Source organism: Desulfosporosinus sp. SYSU MS00001, from assembly GCF_049943955.1.
Taxonomy (GTDB): domain Bacteria; phylum Bacillota; class Desulfitobacteriia; order Desulfitobacteriales; family Desulfitobacteriaceae; genus Desulfosporosinus.
This window is the reverse complement of the sequence record NZ_JBNFTW010000002.1, coordinates 44,974-60,774: the sequence shown is the minus strand read 5'-3', so window position 1 is coordinate 60,774 and position 15,801 is coordinate 44,974. Positions and strand designations below refer to the sequence as shown.

The following is a 15,801-nucleotide window of genomic DNA, read 5'->3' as shown; positions in this document are numbered from 1 at the left end:
ATTCACATAATACGTCGTAAAGAATTATGCGAACGAAAACACCAAACTATCACATCCTGTATATCCATTCAACAAATTCTTTGATTGTATTTTGCGGATTTGCTTTCTTATTCTGTTCAGCGATTTCATCGTAATACTCCAGCTCATGGATTATCACTGGGATTTCTTTTCTAAACTTGTTCTTAATTACACCTTCCGCGTGTAGCCGCCCTACTACATCGATACACAATTCAACAAACGCACGAGTTATTTTCTCGCCTTGTTTAATCACTTTCTCAAAATCATCTCTTTCTTGCTCATCAGTATAATAAAGCCCCAAGTCTTTAATCCAATTGGTAACTTGAATTCCACCTTCCAAATTATTATCGTAATTATCACCAATGACAAGTTCCTCATTTTGTAACCAAAAAGCATAATTCCATTTTGCCTCGTCTTCCCCAGATGCCTTTTGTATCGCTTGCCTGAAATTATTATAAGTATTAAATCCCAGTGTGACCATTGGTCTTCTTGGGTCATCGAGTACATTTGAAATATAAAGAGAAATAGCATAAATATCAGATGTTAAATTATCATTCCAAGACAGAATATTATCTTTGATACTTTCGTAAACAAAACTTTTAAATGATTCCATCCAAACACCCCATATACTTTAATAAAGTTTAGTATATCCCAAAATATTAGACCACCCACCAGAATTAATCGGCTTGTAATTAAGAATCCCGTCCCACACTAAGGTGAGGCGGGATCATTTGTACTTAAGGGTTTAATAATAAGGGTAATATATGTAATTAAATACTTTAAAATCACTATATAATTCTTATATCAATTTATAACAGGACGAATTTGAACGACTTTTAAAATCTTGCTTTTGCTCTGATGTCCAATAGTGCATGACTCATGATATAATATTCGTTAACCTGTACTAGGTTCTGGAAAGGATCAATGAAAGAAATGCTTAACTTGTCAAACTATATCATAATTGCTCTGGCCTCTCTGTCAGCCGGCGCAGTAAATTCTATTGCCGGCGGTGGCACCCTGATTACATTTCCGGTGCTCACGGCCCTGGGGATACCGGCCGTCGCGGCCAATATCACCAACACCGTGGCTTTATGTCCCGGTTATCTGGGAGGAAGTCTTTCGCAGGGTAAGGATCTGCTGAACCAAAAGAAACGTCTATGGATGTACATCCCGGCGGCAATAGTTGGCGGTTTACTGGGCGGCATTCTCCTGCAAGTCACCCCGGAAGTCCTTTTCCGTGAGTTGGTGCCCTATTTGATTCTACTCGCCACAGCGTTGCTAGTCTTTCAGCCTTTAATCCGGTCCTACTTGACAAGAAGAACCAAGAACGCCGGAGCTCAACCGGGATCAGATATATGGGGAGTTGTCCCGGTGGGAATAGCAGCTATTTACGGCGGCTACTTCGGCGCCGGGTTAAGTATTATTGTACTTGCTGTATTAGGCATTACCGTTGATGACTCGCTGACCCAACTTAATGCATTGAAGCAGACCATTGCTTTAAGTACTAATTTAACCGCGGGGCTCTTTTTTCTGTTTTCTGGAAGGGTAGTGTGGCCGGTGGCGCTGGTGATGGCTGTTGGATCACTACTTGGGGGCGCGCTCGGAGGGAAATTGGCCGGCCATGTGCAGCCAAATGTTTTGCGCTGGATCGTAGTGGTTATAGGCTTGATAGTGGCAACTCTATATTTTATCCGCTAGCCAGAGGATGGTAATTGTTGACGTTGAAAACCTGACTTTGCGTCATATAACTAGGATTATGAAAAAAGCTGCCAACACTTGGCAGCTTCTTATTTATGGTATTTTAAAAATCCTGCATAAATGATCAATTATTTCGCGAAGGTTGAAAGGTCAACTCTTCGTAAGTACAACTTTAGCTTATTATGTATTCGTTTATTAATAACTTTAATTCATTTTGGATACGTTCAGCAAGCAAATCTTGGCCTCCCGCAAGCATATAATACCGTGCGTAAAAAGAATTTGCAGAAGTCAATGATATCGATAGTTTGGCAATGTGCAGCTATCCGAGTTATCCACCCTAAAAGATTTTGCGCCAAATAATAAGAACAACAACAGCCAGTATAACTACCCAAGAAATTGGGTTTGCCCAGTTTGGAATGCATCTTTTAAGTTGGCATGGTTAAAAGTTTTTTAACTTCCTCAACTGATATGACTTCTGTGAAACGTTTATTCCAAATCTTATAGTTATAAAACTCATAAAGTTTCTCTCCGGATAGATAATCATTATCAAATGTTGTATTTGTTTCTTTAGGTATAATTATTTTATAATCATGATCAAAAGCACTTTTACAAGTAGCATCTATACAATATTCTGTTTGGAGCCCTACCAATATAATGGTATCTATTTCGTTTCGGTCCAAATACTCCTTTAATCCAGTTTTATGAAAGGCGCTGTTATACTTTTTTTCAAAAATTAATTCATTCTCATTAGGTGCTATTTTAGAATAAATCTGCCATCCATCTGTGCCTTTTTCAAGTTCAGTGCCTTTTCCGTCATCATGACGTACATACAGAACTTCTTTCTTATTATCTCTTGCTGTTGAAATTAATTGTCTTATATTTTCGATTACTTTTTCTTCATTATAAGGATGTTCATTTATCAATGCGTTTTGAACATCCACAACCAGCAATACAATATTCCTCATAATACGTACTTCCTTCACTTAAAGGTTCCCCATCGCTCCAAGCATGATGGTTATTGTTTTTTTAAACAAAAAAACTATTGGCTATAATTATTACATTACTCATACAATTACTCTAACATTAATTTTTCAAAGGATTCAAAACCTTTTTGTGCAACTCTTCCATCTTCATCTGAGGCTAAACCGCTTACCCCTATTGCACCTAGGACTTTATCTTCATAAATTAATTGTATGCCGCCTTCAATAGGCATACAGTTAGGAAGACTTAGTATACCTAAGTTCTCATTTCCTTTTGACAATAATTTCTCATGAAAAACCGTATTTCTCCTATAATTTGCTGCATGGAAGGCTTTCTTTTGTGCTATACCTACTGCTGCATTTGTGGTATTATCCTTCTTTATAAAATGCACTAATTCTCCACGATCATCAGTCACTGCAATAGCTACAGCCCAACCATTTCTGTCAGCTTCTGCTTCTGCGGCTGAAGAAATTACTTTAGCGGCTTCAAGAGTCAATGTTGGCTTCATATACATTCTATTCATGGTCTCTTCACTCCTGATTTCATATTCAATTTCTTCATTCATTATATATTCATGTTTCCTCCGTCCTATAGAATAGTTTTGCATAATTAGATTATAAAAAAGATTTTTCTATTTGAACAACGAATATATTCAATCATAACTATCGATAATATCGATCATTATGGGGGAAGAGTGATCTAGAGTATGGACTATGAGCTTTTAAGAACATTCATTTGCTTAGCTAAGCTAAAAAACTTTACTAAAACAGCGGAACAGCTCCATGTGGTTCAATCTACCATCACTAGCAGGATTAAACAACTGGAACATAATATTGGTGAAACCTTATTTATACGCACAAATAAAAATGTAATACTGACAAATGCGGGAGAAATTTATCTTCCCTATGCTAAACAATTATTAAGTATACATGCATCAGCTATTTCAAGGATTAGAGCTCTAGAATTATTCAAAGATACACTTAATATAGGTGCTGTTCACTCTATTTACGATTGTCATGTACAAGACATGATTCTTAAATACATACAGCGAAATAAAAGAATTGCAATTAAAATCACTATTGAACACAGCGAAGATCTGATACAAATGCTTCATGAGAATCAGCTAGATATTGCATTTACATATTTGGACATCAAATCTTCACAATTTATATGTGAACCATTCTATAGCGACAAAATCATATTGGTTACAGGTTCGCAGAACAATTCCACTCTAAGCGGTATCACAGACGACGAGCTTAGAAGGCTGCCTTTATTATCCTCTGCAATACTGACGGAACCATTTCAAGAATGGTTCTACTCGGTTTTTCCAAAAAACTATGTATATCCACTGGATATCAACATTAGCAGCAACATTATTACATTTTTAAAAGAAGGGATTGGCTATAGCTTTATGATAGAGCCTGCCGCCAGGGGGTTTCTGGAAGAAGGTTCACTAGTGGAAGTAAAATTTCTCGAAAGGACGACGCCAAGTATGGAAAGTTATGTATTAATAAACAAACATCGAATCAATTCTGAAGCAGTAAGTCGATGGCTGAGTGAGTTTATGCCTTCCTATTCAAGCATTTAAGGGCATAATCTGCTGCGGGATTGAAGGAGTTCAGTAGTTGACCAGCGAGCTTAATTTTATAACTTGTCGGGTATTTCTTCTTGAGGTTAGCGGGGGGCGTGAGGGGAAATCATACTACCGGATAGAAGGATTCATAACGCTTTTTATGAAATCCAACTTTCTATCATCGGACTTTGAACCCAATTTCCCAGTATGTTATAAAACTTTAGTGAAAACCCTCCGCCACCTGTGTACCCAATATTTTCATTTGGTGGGCTAGCCCACGTATTGTCAAGTGAAACCGTAGCAGTTAGCATTCCGATTTCAACTTTCTTAAACCGAAGATATAAATACTCGCCATCTTTAGATTTCTGTTGAATCGCACTTGGGGATAAAACGATTATATTTATTCCTGGTATTTGTGAAATCCAATTTGTGTCTATGTTCTCTTTTGACACAACTATATTGTTATTACCTTTGTCAAGCAGTAAATTATAATCCGGTAACTGCTTGTAAACTAACGCTGACTCAAGTGTCTTTTTGATTATTGTTTTAGTTGAATGATGTGTCACATTTGGAATGGCATAGAGATTAGGGCATTTGTACTTACGGGTTTAAGAATAATTAGCAGTAAAGCAACCAACGCTTAATTATATATTGATCGCCACGAAAACCCTGTTTGGGTTTTTAAATCATATTCCCTGATAAAATACTTGTTCTTTTCAAAAGTATCGGTATACTCATTACCGCCAAACGTAACCGAATACTTTGATGGTTGATTATTTGAAATGATGCCGAAAATTACTCCGTAATTTGATTTTGAACTAACCCCCTCATTTGGAGTCAATACCACCGTGCTTATAGTCGATAATGTAGGATGAGCGAAAAAAGTATATCGATATTTACCATTTGGCAGACGCTTGAATACTGCTAATCCAGTCTTTTGGCTGGAATTTGGGTCTTGTTGGTATGACAAAAGCAATAAATGTAAGTCGTCAATGTCTTTTTCTAACTCAATGGTAAAGTTTATTTGTTCATCTTGAAACCAGTATTGGCTAATACATTTTGTTAGTTCATCGTGCGTTAATTCTTTGTTCGCAATGTATGCTTTACTATTTGTGTAAATGGAAAATCCGCAAGACCCAATAATCAGTAGAATACCAACCAATACTAGAAATTTTGCCTTATCTTTTATCATTAACATCCCCCTAAGAGCACATTTAAGATATCACAGGTTAATACAACGATTTGAGTCATAGTTTTAGAATCAATGCAAATTATGTAAAGTCTATTCTGTTCGCCCATCCTTGACGAATACTTTTGTCTTCGTTATCTTCATACTTCCAGTTTGCTCTCACTTTATTACCGCTAATGAAAACTCCTGACAACAATGCAGAAATTCCCAAAGTAACCAATCCAATAATCCAGAAAACTTTAATCAAAGCCCAATCACCAAGTACAAATGAAACCAAGTAAACTAATATTATAGTCAAAGCCCCTAGCCCTAAAGACAGCAATTTAATCTCCTCCTCTTTCCCAATTGAAATACCTGTTTATATACTGATTTATATATATACTATGGTTTATTTATTAAAAATCTTCTATATAATAGAAAATTATGTCTCATTTTACTAAATCTTGATTCCAATTATCCTACGAATGCCGTCCAACCTCTGATTAAGATGACGGTATTCTACTGTAGGGTTTAAGAATTAGCGGAAGCCTTGGTCCCTGAGGTTTCAGCAAGAGCTGGGCCCTTTTTGTATCTACAAACCAATGTTATGGGGTATAATTGAGCAGAACACTGTGACGCATTGGAAGGAAAGTGCGAAATACTACTTAAATTCATATATTGATGGTGGTGTAATTCTTACTTACCACTAACCTCGAACATAAGGAGATAAGATGTCAAATATCATTGAGATAAGCGATTTTTCATCTTCCAATTTGGATGTCTTTGCTCGCCTGACGGAAACGCAGCTGCGCAACCGGTTGGAGCCGGAGATGGGCATCTTTATTGCGGAGAGTACCAAGGTAATTGGACTTGCCCTCGACGCTGGATGCGAGCCTATTTCACTTTTGATGGAGCGCAAATACATTGCAGGGCAGGCGCACGGTATAATCGCCCGCTGCGGAGATGTCCCCGTCTATACTGCCGATAGCAACCTGCTAGCAGGGCTGACTGGCTTTCAGCTGACCCGCGGTGTGCTGTGTGCCATGCGGCGTCCTCATCTACCCAGCGTTGAGGAGGCGTGTGCCGGTGCAAGTCGAGTGGCTGTGCTTGAAGGTATTGCGGACTCTACCAACGTCGGTGCCATTTTTCGCTCGGCTGCGGCGTTAAGCATCGATACCGTGTTGCTTACCCCCTCATGCTGTGACCCACTGTGCCGGCGTGCGGTGAGGGTGAGCATGGGTACCATCTTCCAAGTGCCATGGGCCCGTATTGGCAGCGAGCCCTCACAGTGGCCGCAGCAGGGCATGAAGAGTCTGCGCAAGCTGGGCTTTAAGACCGTTGCCATGGCTTTAAATGATAACGCTATCAGCATAGACGATCCGCAGCTCATGACAGAGGAAAAGCTTGCTATCGTATTGGGTTCAGAAGGTAATGGACTGGCGCCCTACACGATTGCTGACTGCGATTACACCGCGTGCATCCCCATGTCCCATAACGTGGACTCTCTGAACGTTGCTGCAGCCAGCGCCGTGGCCTTTTGGCAACTCAGGGTCCGGTAAGCTTTTATATTCATATAATACGTCGTAAAAATAAGAATAATGTGAAGGAGTTATACGCCAAAATCATCTATAAGCCACGGTGAATTTTTGTCCTTTCTTATAACAAAATACCACCAATCATATATTCCACTGTTTTGGGGTCCCATGCCATCCAACACTGATAAAGGTGGGAAGGCATTTAAACTCATTGTTAGAAATATGAATTAACCAGCTGCCCTCGCATTGTTGAAATATCTGTGGAGGACAGCTGGTAATGTGATTAGTAGGCTTAATAAGAATTATGTGAAACCCCAAATTTAGGGTAACGTGGGGTTGAGGGTATTACCTTAGAGAACTACTTACCCTTCCTTTTGAACATTACGGTTAAAATTAGCCCTACGATTACTGGTATGCCATAAGCAGTGACTTCTGGAATTTGATAAGCCCAAAATGGTGCAGATAATTCAGGATGCTTGATGTAATTCTGATAGGCAATCATTGTTTGTACTACCCAAACTGCGATAATTGATATAGAAAGGATTAAAGTTATAACTGAAGCAGTCTTAAACTTATTTTTCATAATATCCTCCCGAAAACGATTTCCAGTAATTGCGCATTATCCTACTAGCTATGACTTAATCCAAGCTAATCTCAGCTGCCAATTATAGACATTTAATCCATAAACCAGCTCAGTACTGTATTCAAAAATTAGCAAATAAACAAATAATTCTCTCCAATGATTCTACATTTTTCCAGAAATCCCTTCTAATCTTACGAATATATTTATCCGTCTCCCCAAGAAAAACAAAATACGCCAGACCTTCCATAAAAATACGGTACAATCTGGCGATTACTGTCTTCTAAAACATCACTGTCTCAGTGGTAAACCTATTAAGTTGTTTCACACCCATATTAAAAGTAGCCTAACTACATAATCCAAACCTGTCATCAGAACGCATTTAAAGACAGGAAAAATAAGTAGCAGTCATTTAATATAGAAATAGAGGAGGGGCTTTATGGATTGGCTTGACGCAATGAACAGGGCTGTAGAATACCTAGAGGCTAACATTACTGAAAAGTTGGATATTGAGAAGGTAGCGAAAATCGCCTTATCATCCCCGTTTCATTTTCAGCGTATGTATCATATGATAACCGGTGTTACGGTAGCTGAATATGTGCGTAGAAGAAGGCTTACACTCGCCGCACAGGATATTTTATCCGGCAAAAAGATCATCGATGTAGCATACAGGTATGGCTATGAAACGCCCGAAGCCTTTACTAAAGCTTTTGGAAAAATGCATGGAATAAGCCCTTCGGTTGCGCGCGAGCAGGGAGCAAATCTCAAAGCATATCCAAAACTATCCTTTCACATTTCGATAAAAGGAGATGAAGATATGAATTACAAGATTGTTGACAAAGAAAACTTTACAATAGTTGGTAAGCAAAGAAGAATTACCATGGTGAACGAAGAAAACTTTAGACAGATACCTGAATTCTGGGACGATTGCATGAAGGATAGTTCATACGAGTGGCTCAACTCAAAGGCAGGTAAGCTTGGTGTCCTAGGGGCCTCTATGGATTTCAGTGAAAACGAATTTACTTATATGGTTGGAGTTGAGGAAATCAAAGATCCCCTTCCGAAAGGTTATGTATCGGCAACGATACCTGCTTCAACTTATTCTATATTTGAATCACTTGGAGCGCTGCCTGAAGCTTTACAGAATACTATACGAAGGGTATATTCAGAGTGGTTCCCTGCTACAGGATATCAGCATGATTGTTGTGCACCAACTCTTGAGGTTTATCCTGAAGGTGACATGCACTCTCCAGATTACCGATGTGAGGTTTGGGTTCCAATTAAGAAGTAAAGAGATGATACTATAGATAAGTATGACTATTATGTTAGAGTTCATTTAAACAAAATAGTCGTACTTGCCTTATTTTATAAATACAAAGTATCAATAATAATTTTATTCGCAAATGAATTTTTATGAAATTCCCTCCGTAAGTGATAGTTTCTCATTATACCGGCAATGTAATTTTAGCCTATGCTACCATATTTCGTATAAAGCAGGTGACATGTTCCCTTGGACGTAGCTAGAAAACATGCGCCTGTTTTTGATTCAATTTCGAATATTCTCGAACCCAGCAACCCGCACCACAGGCGAGTTTAGAGTTTCCGTTTTCTACATAAAACCACGGTCTCAACGTGCCTCGGGTTGCCAAATCGGCTCGGTAGAAAACACACTGCATCTCAGCAACTCTAGATTCTCCATTAATTTACATTATAGGAATAATGGGCAACTCACATTTTCCGATATAGCAAACATCTAATCTTCCATTTTTGCGTTAAATCATTACTTTGACGCTATGTAGGCTCGAATCTTCATTGCTCGGTCGGTAAGGCCTCGTCGGTCCGTGACTGCAAGCTGAAGGTCCAGAGGGGCAACGGCGACCTCGTGTCCGTGCCAGTGAACAATTTCAATTCTTTCTGCAGCAACTGGTCCTTGCTCGTGGGGCATCGACTCGTCGACTTCTGGGTGAACACCAGCTATCCACTCGAAGAGGCAGCCTGAAAATGCTCTGCCACCGTAATCAGCAATCCATCCAGTCATCGTAGTGACAGGTTCAACCAGTAAATCCTCGAAGATGGAGCCTGTAAGATAAGCATCATTGACACAGAAGTCAAGGTCTCCAGGGTCGACATCTATACCACGAACGGCAGGGGCGCGCCCGACCCATACAGAAACCAGCTCAAAGGTGTGTCTCTAACTCGCCTGATGAATAAGTCCAATGCTTCTTTCCAACCGACGGAGTGTAAACGCGCACTCTGTAGGAGCATCTCTTCTAGGTGGTAAGCAAAATTGGCGTGTGTCCGAAACATATCTCCTTCTGCTGAGAGAATTCTAATAAATTTTTCTTCGCATGCTGAAGTGAAGCCCATGTGAACAAGCCTCTCCTGATATAACAAATTGGTGGTTCTAACCCCATAGATAGCTTTGTTCCCTCGTATCTCTACAGATGTCCACAGGTCCGCCGTTGGTTTTAGCAACTGTCTGATTGTCTTATGATTTAAGGTATCACTCATTGTCAACCGCCCTCATTGGACTATTTTGGTATTTTTAAATCTTTTAATTAGAGGTGTCATTGTAGGAATAAAGATCACCTGTAAGAATGATATGAACCTAGTTTTGTATGCACAAGACGAAGCAAATTAATATTTCGCTCATTCTGTTTCTCCATACAATTCTTTTAAGTGTTCAATATGTTTTTTTCCCCAGTCTTTCATTGGCTTTAGTATTGGTGCTAGTTCCTTTCCATAGTCAGTGATAGAATATTCTACTTTTGGTGGCACTTGAGGGTAAACCTCTCGATGAATGATATCATGATATTCTAATTCCCTTAGCTGTGCTGTTAACATTTTTTTCGTTATATCAGGAATCAGACGCTGTAATTCGCTAAAACGTATGACGCCTTTGCTAAAAATGTGATGCAAAATAACTGGTTTCCATTTTCCAACAAGAATATCCAGTGCTGTTTCAATTCCTCTTTTATTATCATACTTATTAGCCATAGATGTATTCTCCTTTAATAGTTTCTTTTTATATACTATGTAGCAATTAAGTGCCTACTTGCGTAATAGAGGCCCACAAAATATTATAGAAATACAAATCAAAAAACAAGTGTTTCTTAAACTTATTTTAATTGGAGGAATTGCTGTGAACACAGAAACAGGAATTAAGGTGTTAAAATGTGATGTCAGTGTTGGCGGGCAAAATAATACGATTTATCCAACTCTGATTATAGACAAAGACGAAATTGTTTTGGTCGATGCCGGTTACCCTGGCCAACTGGATGTGATTGAATCCGAGATGAACAAATATGGACTTTCAATGAGTCAAATTACAAAATTAATTATTACTCATCAAGACATAGATCACATTGGTTGTGCAAAAGAAATCTCTAATATGGATGTGAAAATTTATGCTCATGAGATTGAAACGCCATATATTCAAGGAGATAAAACACCGGTTAAACTTGCAAAAATGGAAGCTAATATAAATAGTTTACCGCCAGACAGAATGGGATTTTATAACATGATGAAAAATATCTTTCCAAAGCTATATGTTCATGTTGATGAGCAATTAAAAGACAAACAAGAAATACCATTTTGTGGTGGCATCGTCGTTCATGAGAATGTAAAGAGTTTTGTGTAAATGGTTAAACTTACCAATAGGAAAGGATTGATCATTTATGCAAAACTCTTCTTCATTGGCTAAGGAACTGGCAAAAGGCTGCAAATCAGTCGAGGACATTCAAGAGAAACTGAAGGACTTGTTCAAAGGTACCTTACAAGAAATCTTTGAAGCTGAAATGGATGACCATCTTGGCTATGAAAAACATTCCTCAGAAGGAGATAACACCGGCAATAGCCGTAACGGCTACAGTAAGAAAACCATCAAAACCAGGTATGGTAAAACTGAGCTAGATATTCCTAGAGATCGTAATGCGGAATACGAACCCCAGGTCATTAAGAAATATGAGACGACATCAAACCAACTTGAAGATCAGATCATTGCCATGTATGCCAAAGGTATGTCAACACGGGATATCGAGGATCATATGCGTGATCTCTATGGTGTTGATGTTTCACCCACTATGGTTAGTAAAGTCACCGATAAAATAATGCCACTGATTGCAGAATGGCAGTCTAGACCCTTAGATCGTATTTATCCGATCGTTTTTCTTGATGCGATACATTTTAAAGTACGTCAAGATAACAGAGTCGTTAATAAGGCTGCGTACAGCGTTTTAGGCATAACCCTTGACGGCCATAAAGAAATTCTAGGTATATGGGTTGGTGAACATGAAAGTGCAAAATTCTGGCTTAGTGTCTGTAATGATCTTAAAAATAGAGGCGTTGAGGATATACTAATTGCTTGTAAAGACGGGCTTACAGGCTTTTCCGAAGCTATCAATACGGTTTATCCCAAAACAGAGATTCAATTGTGTGTCATCCATCAGATACGCAATTCATTAAAATACGTGCCCTATAAGTACCAAAAAGAACTGATAGCTGATTTAAAGAAAGTGTATCAAGCTTTAACGCTAGAAGAAGCTGAGTTTGCCTTTGAAGAATTCAAGGAGAAATGGAGCAAACGATATCCAGTGATTATTAAGTCCTGGGAAACGAATTGGGTTGAGCTAACAACATTCTTTAAATATCCCTATGGAGTTCGTAAACTCATCTATACGACCAACGTGATCGAAGGATATCATCGCCAGCTAAGAAAAGTGACAAAGACAAAAACGGCTTATCCATCCGATGAAGCCTTAGTAAAAATCCTGTACTTGGCTACAGCTGATATCTCAAAGAAATGGACCATGCCCCTGAGAGAATGGCGAGAGTGTGTCTCCCAATTCGCAATCTATTTTAATGAGAGAATTGAAGGTAAGACAGTTAGTTAATGGGGCTTCGCCCCAGAGTTTATCGCAAAAAGTTCTCCCAAGGGTAGTAAAAAGAGGTAACCGGTATGTTAACCGTTACCCCTCTACCCTTGGCAGAATCTATCCAGACGCTCAGGTTGCTCTCCAGCAGAGCCTTATCCTCCTGGTAGATAAGAGCCTTGAATATTATTACCATCTCTTGGAAAAATAAGCCCTAAAGTAACAATCTATAATTTTAAGGTAAGAAACCAATTACACAAAATTTCTTATACTCCCTCGTTCATCACACTCCCGGTCACACTCCCGGTCATATGGTTTTATTTCATAAAGAAAGCAACACCTTAATAGCTGGTGATGCTGCAAATATTTCCGATGGGAAGCTGGTTGATCCCAATCCAATGCAATGCGACAATGCAGAACAAGCCGCTGAATCGTTGGAAAAAATCAAATCACTCGGTGCTAAAACGATTATTTGTTATCACAGTGGATTAATGACAAACAGTTAACGCTAAAATAAGCATTTTCATAACTTTTAATAAGCATAAGTGCGTAGTTGTCTGAGTCGGCCACGCACTTGTTTTATAATCAATTTTAAAAACTGTGGTTTTTGGTATAACAAATTGTCTTCCTGTTTTGATTTTAAACCAAGTTTTGCAATTACTTAGCGGTTACCCAAAGATGACTTAACTTCCACTAATCCTACTTGCGATCACTTAATTTATATCCATTATTTGGTACATTGTAAGAATAATTAGCAGCTTAAGTAATACCCTGGGGGTATGGAGTAGTCAATCGTCTATGCCCAATCCATCAAAAATTTTAGGCGTATACTTTTCAATCCTTGATGCTCGGGTTACGGATTGCTTCGCTCCAGTAAAATGAAAAATATAGCCTCTTTGACGCCCTGGCGTCAATGCATAAAATGCACTTTTAAAAGCAGGGTCTTCATCAAATTTTGCTTGTAATTCGTCCGGAATTTTAAGTTCCGGTTTCTTTTCGACAGGCACTTTCAAACCGGCTTTTTCAATTTCTATTGCTTCTCCAATATATTCTTTGATCATCGTCTCTTTCTCGGCAATTTCTTTAACAGAGCTGAACCGAAGTTGCCGGCCAGCCTGTACGTTCTCCGTCTGCCTTACAAGAATGCCGCCTTTATCTTTGAGCAATGAACCTTTGAAAAATGAAAGCGCAATGTAATTTTTAAATCCGCCAATAATAACAATATTGTTATTGTTTAACGTATAACAGGGTTGTCCCCACTTTAATTCTTCTGTCAGCTGACAATCAAGACAAAGCTCTCTCAACTTGTCATGTTCATCACGCCACTTTTCAATGTGCTCTAAAAATGCGTCAACTAAAGGATTCTTATTGCTATTCGATACATAGGAATCCAATTTGTCAACTTTTGCAAAGAACTCCTCCTTAGTGTCGCAAACCGTAAATTCACCGTTAAGAAACCCATATACTTTTCCATTAAGCTCTGGATTCTTTTTCGAACATTTTCCTATACAGCTGATCTTTACTTTTACTTTTACTTTGTTCTTTAGCTCATTGACGTCAAAACCAGAGCAATATAAACAAACTTCTATTTTTGGGGTTTTCTCCACTGCTCATTACCTTCTTCAAACTTTACTACTTACTGTTTTAAACGAAATGAACTCTTCTTATTCATCCCAAGGAGAACCTTAATCTTTCGACGGCTTTCCATTTCTTTTTCGCTACCCTACTAATATCATTCCGATAAATTTATAGTCAATTACAAAGTCATGTTTGAGATAAGTTAGGCTGCAAACCCTTGATAAATAAATTTCCGATTATCCTACGAATGCCGCCCAGTAAGGGTGGCATTTATTCTAACGGGTATAAGAATAACTGGAACTTTAGTGCTTATTAAAATGGGATTTGAAATGCCAGTTGCGAAAATCAACGAATTGAATTTAGACTATTTATTCCATAAGTATTAGTCCAAAATGATTTTGAACTTCATCCTTCCCACGCAAAATTGTAATTTCATAGCCATTATTCCTTACCGTTTGATAAACACTATTCCACAAGCTTCCATTGCAGGTGCTATTTTGTCGGGAAAATTGCACCCCTGTGTATTGCATTCTTTACATCGCATACATGGACCACTACCAAAGGCAATAGCTATGTAATACCTATCAAGAAACATTTCTTTAGCAATCTTCACGGCAATATCAGTTACAATAGACATATCATGACACCTAAAAAGAATCGCCATATTATAACAATTTATTATTTCTTGAGTCTGTTTGTGACTTGGAGATTTTGGCGGACAACACCAACTTCTTCCATAGCGTCCACAGCCAAATTGGCATTTATAGATTGTCCAAGGAGCAGTTACAAATGATTTAGTGTCAATTGATTTAATACTGTCTGAACCTAAATTTTGTAGTAATACTATATTTTTATAACATCTTTTTCCATCGTACCTACCTCCGATTATTACTACATAATAATCAAATATAACCAATGATTTTAGCTCTATGACAAATTATACAATGCACATCGAAGAAGACTCTTAAGAATCAAGGCTGCCCGATAAGGACGGTTATTAATTATCATGGATAATAGAAAAAGTGTGCCCCTTTTGGAACACACTTTCTTTATATCATAAAACATGAATTTCATATAATAGAATGTTAATATAAAAAATTAACCTTAACTTCTAATTGATTTGTAAACAGCCTTTATGAAGCCACCCCATGCATCGTGGCTATAGGTAAAACCACGATTAAGATAAAATTCAAGTGCTGTGTTGTTGCCATTTGAAACATATATAAATATTAAATTAATATCTGGAAAACTCTCAAGCCACTCCATAGACATTTCAAACATTTTAGAGCCAAGTCCCAGACCACGATATTTGTTCCGAAAATAGAGGTTACTTAAACAACCAATTCTTTTAGGAAGATTATCCCACTCTGGGTATAGGCCAGAATACTTGCCGTGCTCTGTATCTTCTACGGTAGAAAAAGCATATCCAATAGGAATACCATTGTCCTTAGCAACAATTATGTTATTTTCTAACGAACTTTCATAGCTTTTTTTCATTCTTGTGTCAAAACTCATAGTATCAAATCTCACTGGGTCTATGCTAGCCTTTGATTTTTGAAATGCCATTAGCTCGTTGCACAGTTCTCTACACTGCTCAATATTTCCGTCTTTTACAACCTCAATAGTTATGTTTTCCATATTTTGACCTCCGAATTCATATTGTCCAAATTATATCAAAGGCACTCCAAAACTAAAATATATTAGTAAATTTATTAGTAACTATTAAATTTAATAGTAATAGAAAATAAGCTTAAAATTCAATTTGGAACATTTAAGTATTGTTGTTGCCTCTCGCGGAA

Annotated in this window: 19 protein-coding genes; 7 read left to right on the top strand and 12 right to left on the bottom strand. The window is 38.1% G+C overall.

What is annotated here, in order from left to right:
• Positions 1 to 49: 49 nt before the first annotated feature.
• Positions 50 to 631 carry a hypothetical protein gene (locus ACPUYX_RS03675; protein WP_426378376.1) on the bottom strand — a complete coding sequence of 194 codons (582 nt, stop codon included), beginning with the start codon at positions 629 to 631 and terminating at the stop codon, positions 50 to 52.
• Positions 632 to 942: 311 nt separating this feature from the next.
• On the opposite strand from ACPUYX_RS03675, the gene ACPUYX_RS03670 reads away from it, so the two are divergent.
• Positions 943 to 1,716, top strand: coding sequence for a sulfite exporter TauE/SafE family protein (locus ACPUYX_RS03670; RefSeq protein ID WP_426378375.1), 774 nt, complete (start codon positions 943 to 945; stop codon positions 1,714 to 1,716).
• A gap of 425 nt (positions 1,717 to 2,141) precedes the next feature.
• On the opposite strand, the gene ACPUYX_RS03665 is transcribed toward ACPUYX_RS03670, so the two are convergent.
• Positions 2,142 to 2,681 (bottom strand): cysteine hydrolase family protein, encoded by a 540-nt coding sequence (locus tag ACPUYX_RS03665; protein ID WP_426378888.1) that lies wholly within the window; start codon positions 2,679 to 2,681, stop codon positions 2,142 to 2,144.
• Positions 2,682 to 2,788: 107 nt separating this feature from the next.
• A complete protein-coding gene (locus ACPUYX_RS03660) occupies positions 2,789 to 3,262 on the bottom strand; it encodes a GlcG/HbpS family heme-binding protein (RefSeq protein WP_426378374.1) in 474 nt (157 codons plus the stop codon).
• A gap of 141 nt (positions 3,263 to 3,403) precedes the next feature.
• Here ACPUYX_RS03660 and ACPUYX_RS03655 point away from each other — a divergent pair, with 141 nt between their 5' ends.
• A complete protein-coding gene (locus ACPUYX_RS03655) occupies positions 3,404 to 4,285 on the top strand; it encodes a LysR family transcriptional regulator (RefSeq protein ID WP_426378373.1) in 882 nt (293 codons plus the stop codon).
• A 625-nt stretch (positions 4,286 to 4,910) separates the two neighbouring features.
• Here the strand turns inward: ACPUYX_RS03655 and ACPUYX_RS03650 are convergent.
• Together ACPUYX_RS03650 and ACPUYX_RS03645 are read right to left on the bottom strand one after the other, a co-directional pair.
• Positions 4,911 to 5,462 carry a hypothetical protein gene (locus tag ACPUYX_RS03650; RefSeq protein ID WP_426378372.1) on the bottom strand — a complete coding sequence of 184 codons (552 nt, stop codon included), beginning with the start codon at positions 5,460 to 5,462 and terminating at the stop codon, positions 4,911 to 4,913.
• A 79-nt stretch (positions 5,463 to 5,541) separates the two neighbouring features.
• The gene (locus ACPUYX_RS03645) at positions 5,542 to 5,781 is read right to left on the bottom strand and encodes a DUF5316 family protein (protein WP_426378371.1); all 240 of its coding nucleotides are present in this window, start codon (positions 5,779 to 5,781) and stop codon (positions 5,542 to 5,544) included.
• Positions 5,782 to 6,169: 388 nt separating this feature from the next.
• Between ACPUYX_RS03645 and ACPUYX_RS03640 the strand changes: the two genes are divergently transcribed.
• Positions 6,170 to 6,997 (top strand): TrmH family RNA methyltransferase, encoded by an 828-nt coding sequence (locus ACPUYX_RS03640; RefSeq protein WP_426378370.1) that lies wholly within the window; start codon positions 6,170 to 6,172, stop codon positions 6,995 to 6,997.
• Positions 6,998 to 7,047: 50 nt separating this feature from the next.
• On the opposite strand, the gene ACPUYX_RS03635 is transcribed toward ACPUYX_RS03640, so the two are convergent.
• Both ACPUYX_RS03635 and ACPUYX_RS03630 read right to left on the bottom strand, forming a co-directional pair.
• Positions 7,048 to 7,143, bottom strand: coding sequence for a DUF4829 domain-containing protein (locus ACPUYX_RS03635; protein WP_426378887.1), 96 nt, complete (start codon positions 7,141 to 7,143; stop codon positions 7,048 to 7,050).
• Positions 7,144 to 7,331: 188 nt separating this feature from the next.
• The gene (locus ACPUYX_RS03630) at positions 7,332 to 7,556 is read right to left on the bottom strand and encodes a hypothetical protein (protein ID WP_426378368.1); all 225 of its coding nucleotides are present in this window, start codon (positions 7,554 to 7,556) and stop codon (positions 7,332 to 7,334) included.
• Positions 7,557 to 7,992: 436 nt separating this feature from the next.
• Between ACPUYX_RS03630 and ACPUYX_RS03625 the strand changes: the two genes are divergently transcribed.
• Positions 7,993 to 8,844, top strand: coding sequence for an AraC family transcriptional regulator (locus ACPUYX_RS03625; protein WP_426378367.1), 852 nt, complete (start codon positions 7,993 to 7,995; stop codon positions 8,842 to 8,844).
• A gap of 489 nt (positions 8,845 to 9,333) precedes the next feature.
• Here ACPUYX_RS03625 and ACPUYX_RS03620 read toward each other — a convergent pair whose 3' ends face one another.
• Together ACPUYX_RS03620 and ACPUYX_RS03615 are read right to left on the bottom strand one after the other, a co-directional pair.
• The gene (locus ACPUYX_RS03620; protein ID WP_426378366.1) at positions 9,334 to 9,498 is read right to left on the bottom strand and encodes a hypothetical protein; all 165 of its coding nucleotides are present in this window, start codon (positions 9,496 to 9,498) and stop codon (positions 9,334 to 9,336) included.
• Between the two features lie 704 nt (positions 9,499 to 10,202).
• Positions 10,203 to 10,550, bottom strand: coding sequence for a winged helix-turn-helix transcriptional regulator (locus ACPUYX_RS03615; protein WP_426378365.1), 348 nt, complete (start codon positions 10,548 to 10,550; stop codon positions 10,203 to 10,205).
• A gap of 145 nt (positions 10,551 to 10,695) precedes the next feature.
• Between ACPUYX_RS03615 and ACPUYX_RS03610 the strand changes: the two genes are divergently transcribed.
• The 3 genes from ACPUYX_RS03610 (at position 10,696) to ACPUYX_RS03600 (ending at position 12,930) form a co-directional block, all read left to right on the top strand.
• On the top strand, positions 10,696 to 11,193 hold the full coding sequence (locus tag ACPUYX_RS03610) for an MBL fold metallo-hydrolase (RefSeq protein WP_426378364.1): 498 nt from the start codon (positions 10,696 to 10,698) through the stop codon (positions 11,191 to 11,193).
• 37 nt (positions 11,194 to 11,230) lie between these two features.
• Entirely contained in the window at positions 11,231 to 12,445 is a 1,215-nt protein-coding gene (locus ACPUYX_RS03605) for an IS256 family transposase (protein WP_426378363.1), read from the top strand.
• A 230-nt stretch (positions 12,446 to 12,675) separates the two neighbouring features.
• Positions 12,676 to 12,930, top strand: a complete 255-nt coding sequence (locus tag ACPUYX_RS03600; protein WP_426378886.1) for an MBL fold metallo-hydrolase — start codon at positions 12,676 to 12,678, stop codon at positions 12,928 to 12,930.
• Between the two features lie 282 nt (positions 12,931 to 13,212).
• Here ACPUYX_RS03600 and ACPUYX_RS03595 read toward each other — a convergent pair whose 3' ends face one another.
• The 3 genes from ACPUYX_RS03595 to ACPUYX_RS03585 form a co-directional block, all read right to left on the bottom strand.
• Positions 13,213 to 14,031, bottom strand: a complete 819-nt coding sequence (locus ACPUYX_RS03595; protein ID WP_426378362.1) for a YdeI/OmpD-associated family protein — start codon at positions 14,029 to 14,031, stop codon at positions 13,213 to 13,215.
• A 419-nt stretch (positions 14,032 to 14,450) separates the two neighbouring features.
• Positions 14,451 to 14,918, bottom strand: coding sequence for a DUF2284 domain-containing protein (locus ACPUYX_RS03590; RefSeq protein ID WP_426378361.1), 468 nt, complete (start codon positions 14,916 to 14,918; stop codon positions 14,451 to 14,453).
• A gap of 188 nt (positions 14,919 to 15,106) precedes the next feature.
• Positions 15,107 to 15,640 carry a GNAT family N-acetyltransferase gene (locus ACPUYX_RS03585; RefSeq protein WP_426378360.1) on the bottom strand — a complete coding sequence of 178 codons (534 nt, stop codon included), beginning with the start codon at positions 15,638 to 15,640 and terminating at the stop codon, positions 15,107 to 15,109.
• Positions 15,641 to 15,801 lie beyond the last annotated feature (161 nt).

Excerpts from the sequence above, each read along its gene's own strand:
- ACPUYX_RS03675 (WP_426378376.1), bottom strand. The coding sequence starts at position 631 with ATGGAATCATTTAAAAGTTTTGTTTACGAAAGTATCAAAGATAATATT.
- ACPUYX_RS03670 (WP_426378375.1), top strand. The coding sequence starts at position 943 with ATGAAAGAAATGCTTAACTTGTCAAACTATATCATAATTGCTCTGGCC.
- ACPUYX_RS03665 (WP_426378888.1), bottom strand. The coding sequence starts at position 2,681 with ATGAGGAATATTGTATTGCTGGTTGTGGATGTTCAAAACGCATTGATA.
- ACPUYX_RS03660 (WP_426378374.1), bottom strand. The coding sequence starts at position 3,262 with ATGAATGAAGAAATTGAATATGAAATCAGGAGTGAAGAGACCATGAAT.
- ACPUYX_RS03655 (WP_426378373.1), top strand. The coding sequence starts at position 3,404 with ATGGACTATGAGCTTTTAAGAACATTCATTTGCTTAGCTAAGCTAAAA.
- ACPUYX_RS03650 (WP_426378372.1), bottom strand. The coding sequence starts at position 5,462 with ATGATAAAAGATAAGGCAAAATTTCTAGTATTGGTTGGTATTCTACTG.
- ACPUYX_RS03640 (WP_426378370.1), top strand. The coding sequence starts at position 6,170 with ATGTCAAATATCATTGAGATAAGCGATTTTTCATCTTCCAATTTGGAT.
- ACPUYX_RS03635 (WP_426378887.1), bottom strand. The coding sequence starts at position 7,143 with ATGGGACCCCAAAACAGTGGAATATATGATTGGTGGTATTTTGTTATA.
- ACPUYX_RS03630 (WP_426378368.1), bottom strand. The coding sequence starts at position 7,556 with ATGAAAAATAAGTTTAAGACTGCTTCAGTTATAACTTTAATCCTTTCT.
- ACPUYX_RS03625 (WP_426378367.1), top strand. The coding sequence starts at position 7,993 with ATGGATTGGCTTGACGCAATGAACAGGGCTGTAGAATACCTAGAGGCT.
- ACPUYX_RS03620 (WP_426378366.1), bottom strand. The coding sequence starts at position 9,498 with ATGCCCCACGAGCAAGGACCAGTTGCTGCAGAAAGAATTGAAATTGTT.
- ACPUYX_RS03615 (WP_426378365.1), bottom strand. The coding sequence starts at position 10,550 with ATGGCTAATAAGTATGATAATAAAAGAGGAATTGAAACAGCACTGGAT.
- ACPUYX_RS03605 (WP_426378363.1), top strand. The coding sequence starts at position 11,231 with ATGCAAAACTCTTCTTCATTGGCTAAGGAACTGGCAAAAGGCTGCAAA.
- ACPUYX_RS03585 (WP_426378360.1), bottom strand. The coding sequence starts at position 15,640 with ATGGAAAACATAACTATTGAGGTTGTAAAAGACGGAAATATTGAGCAG.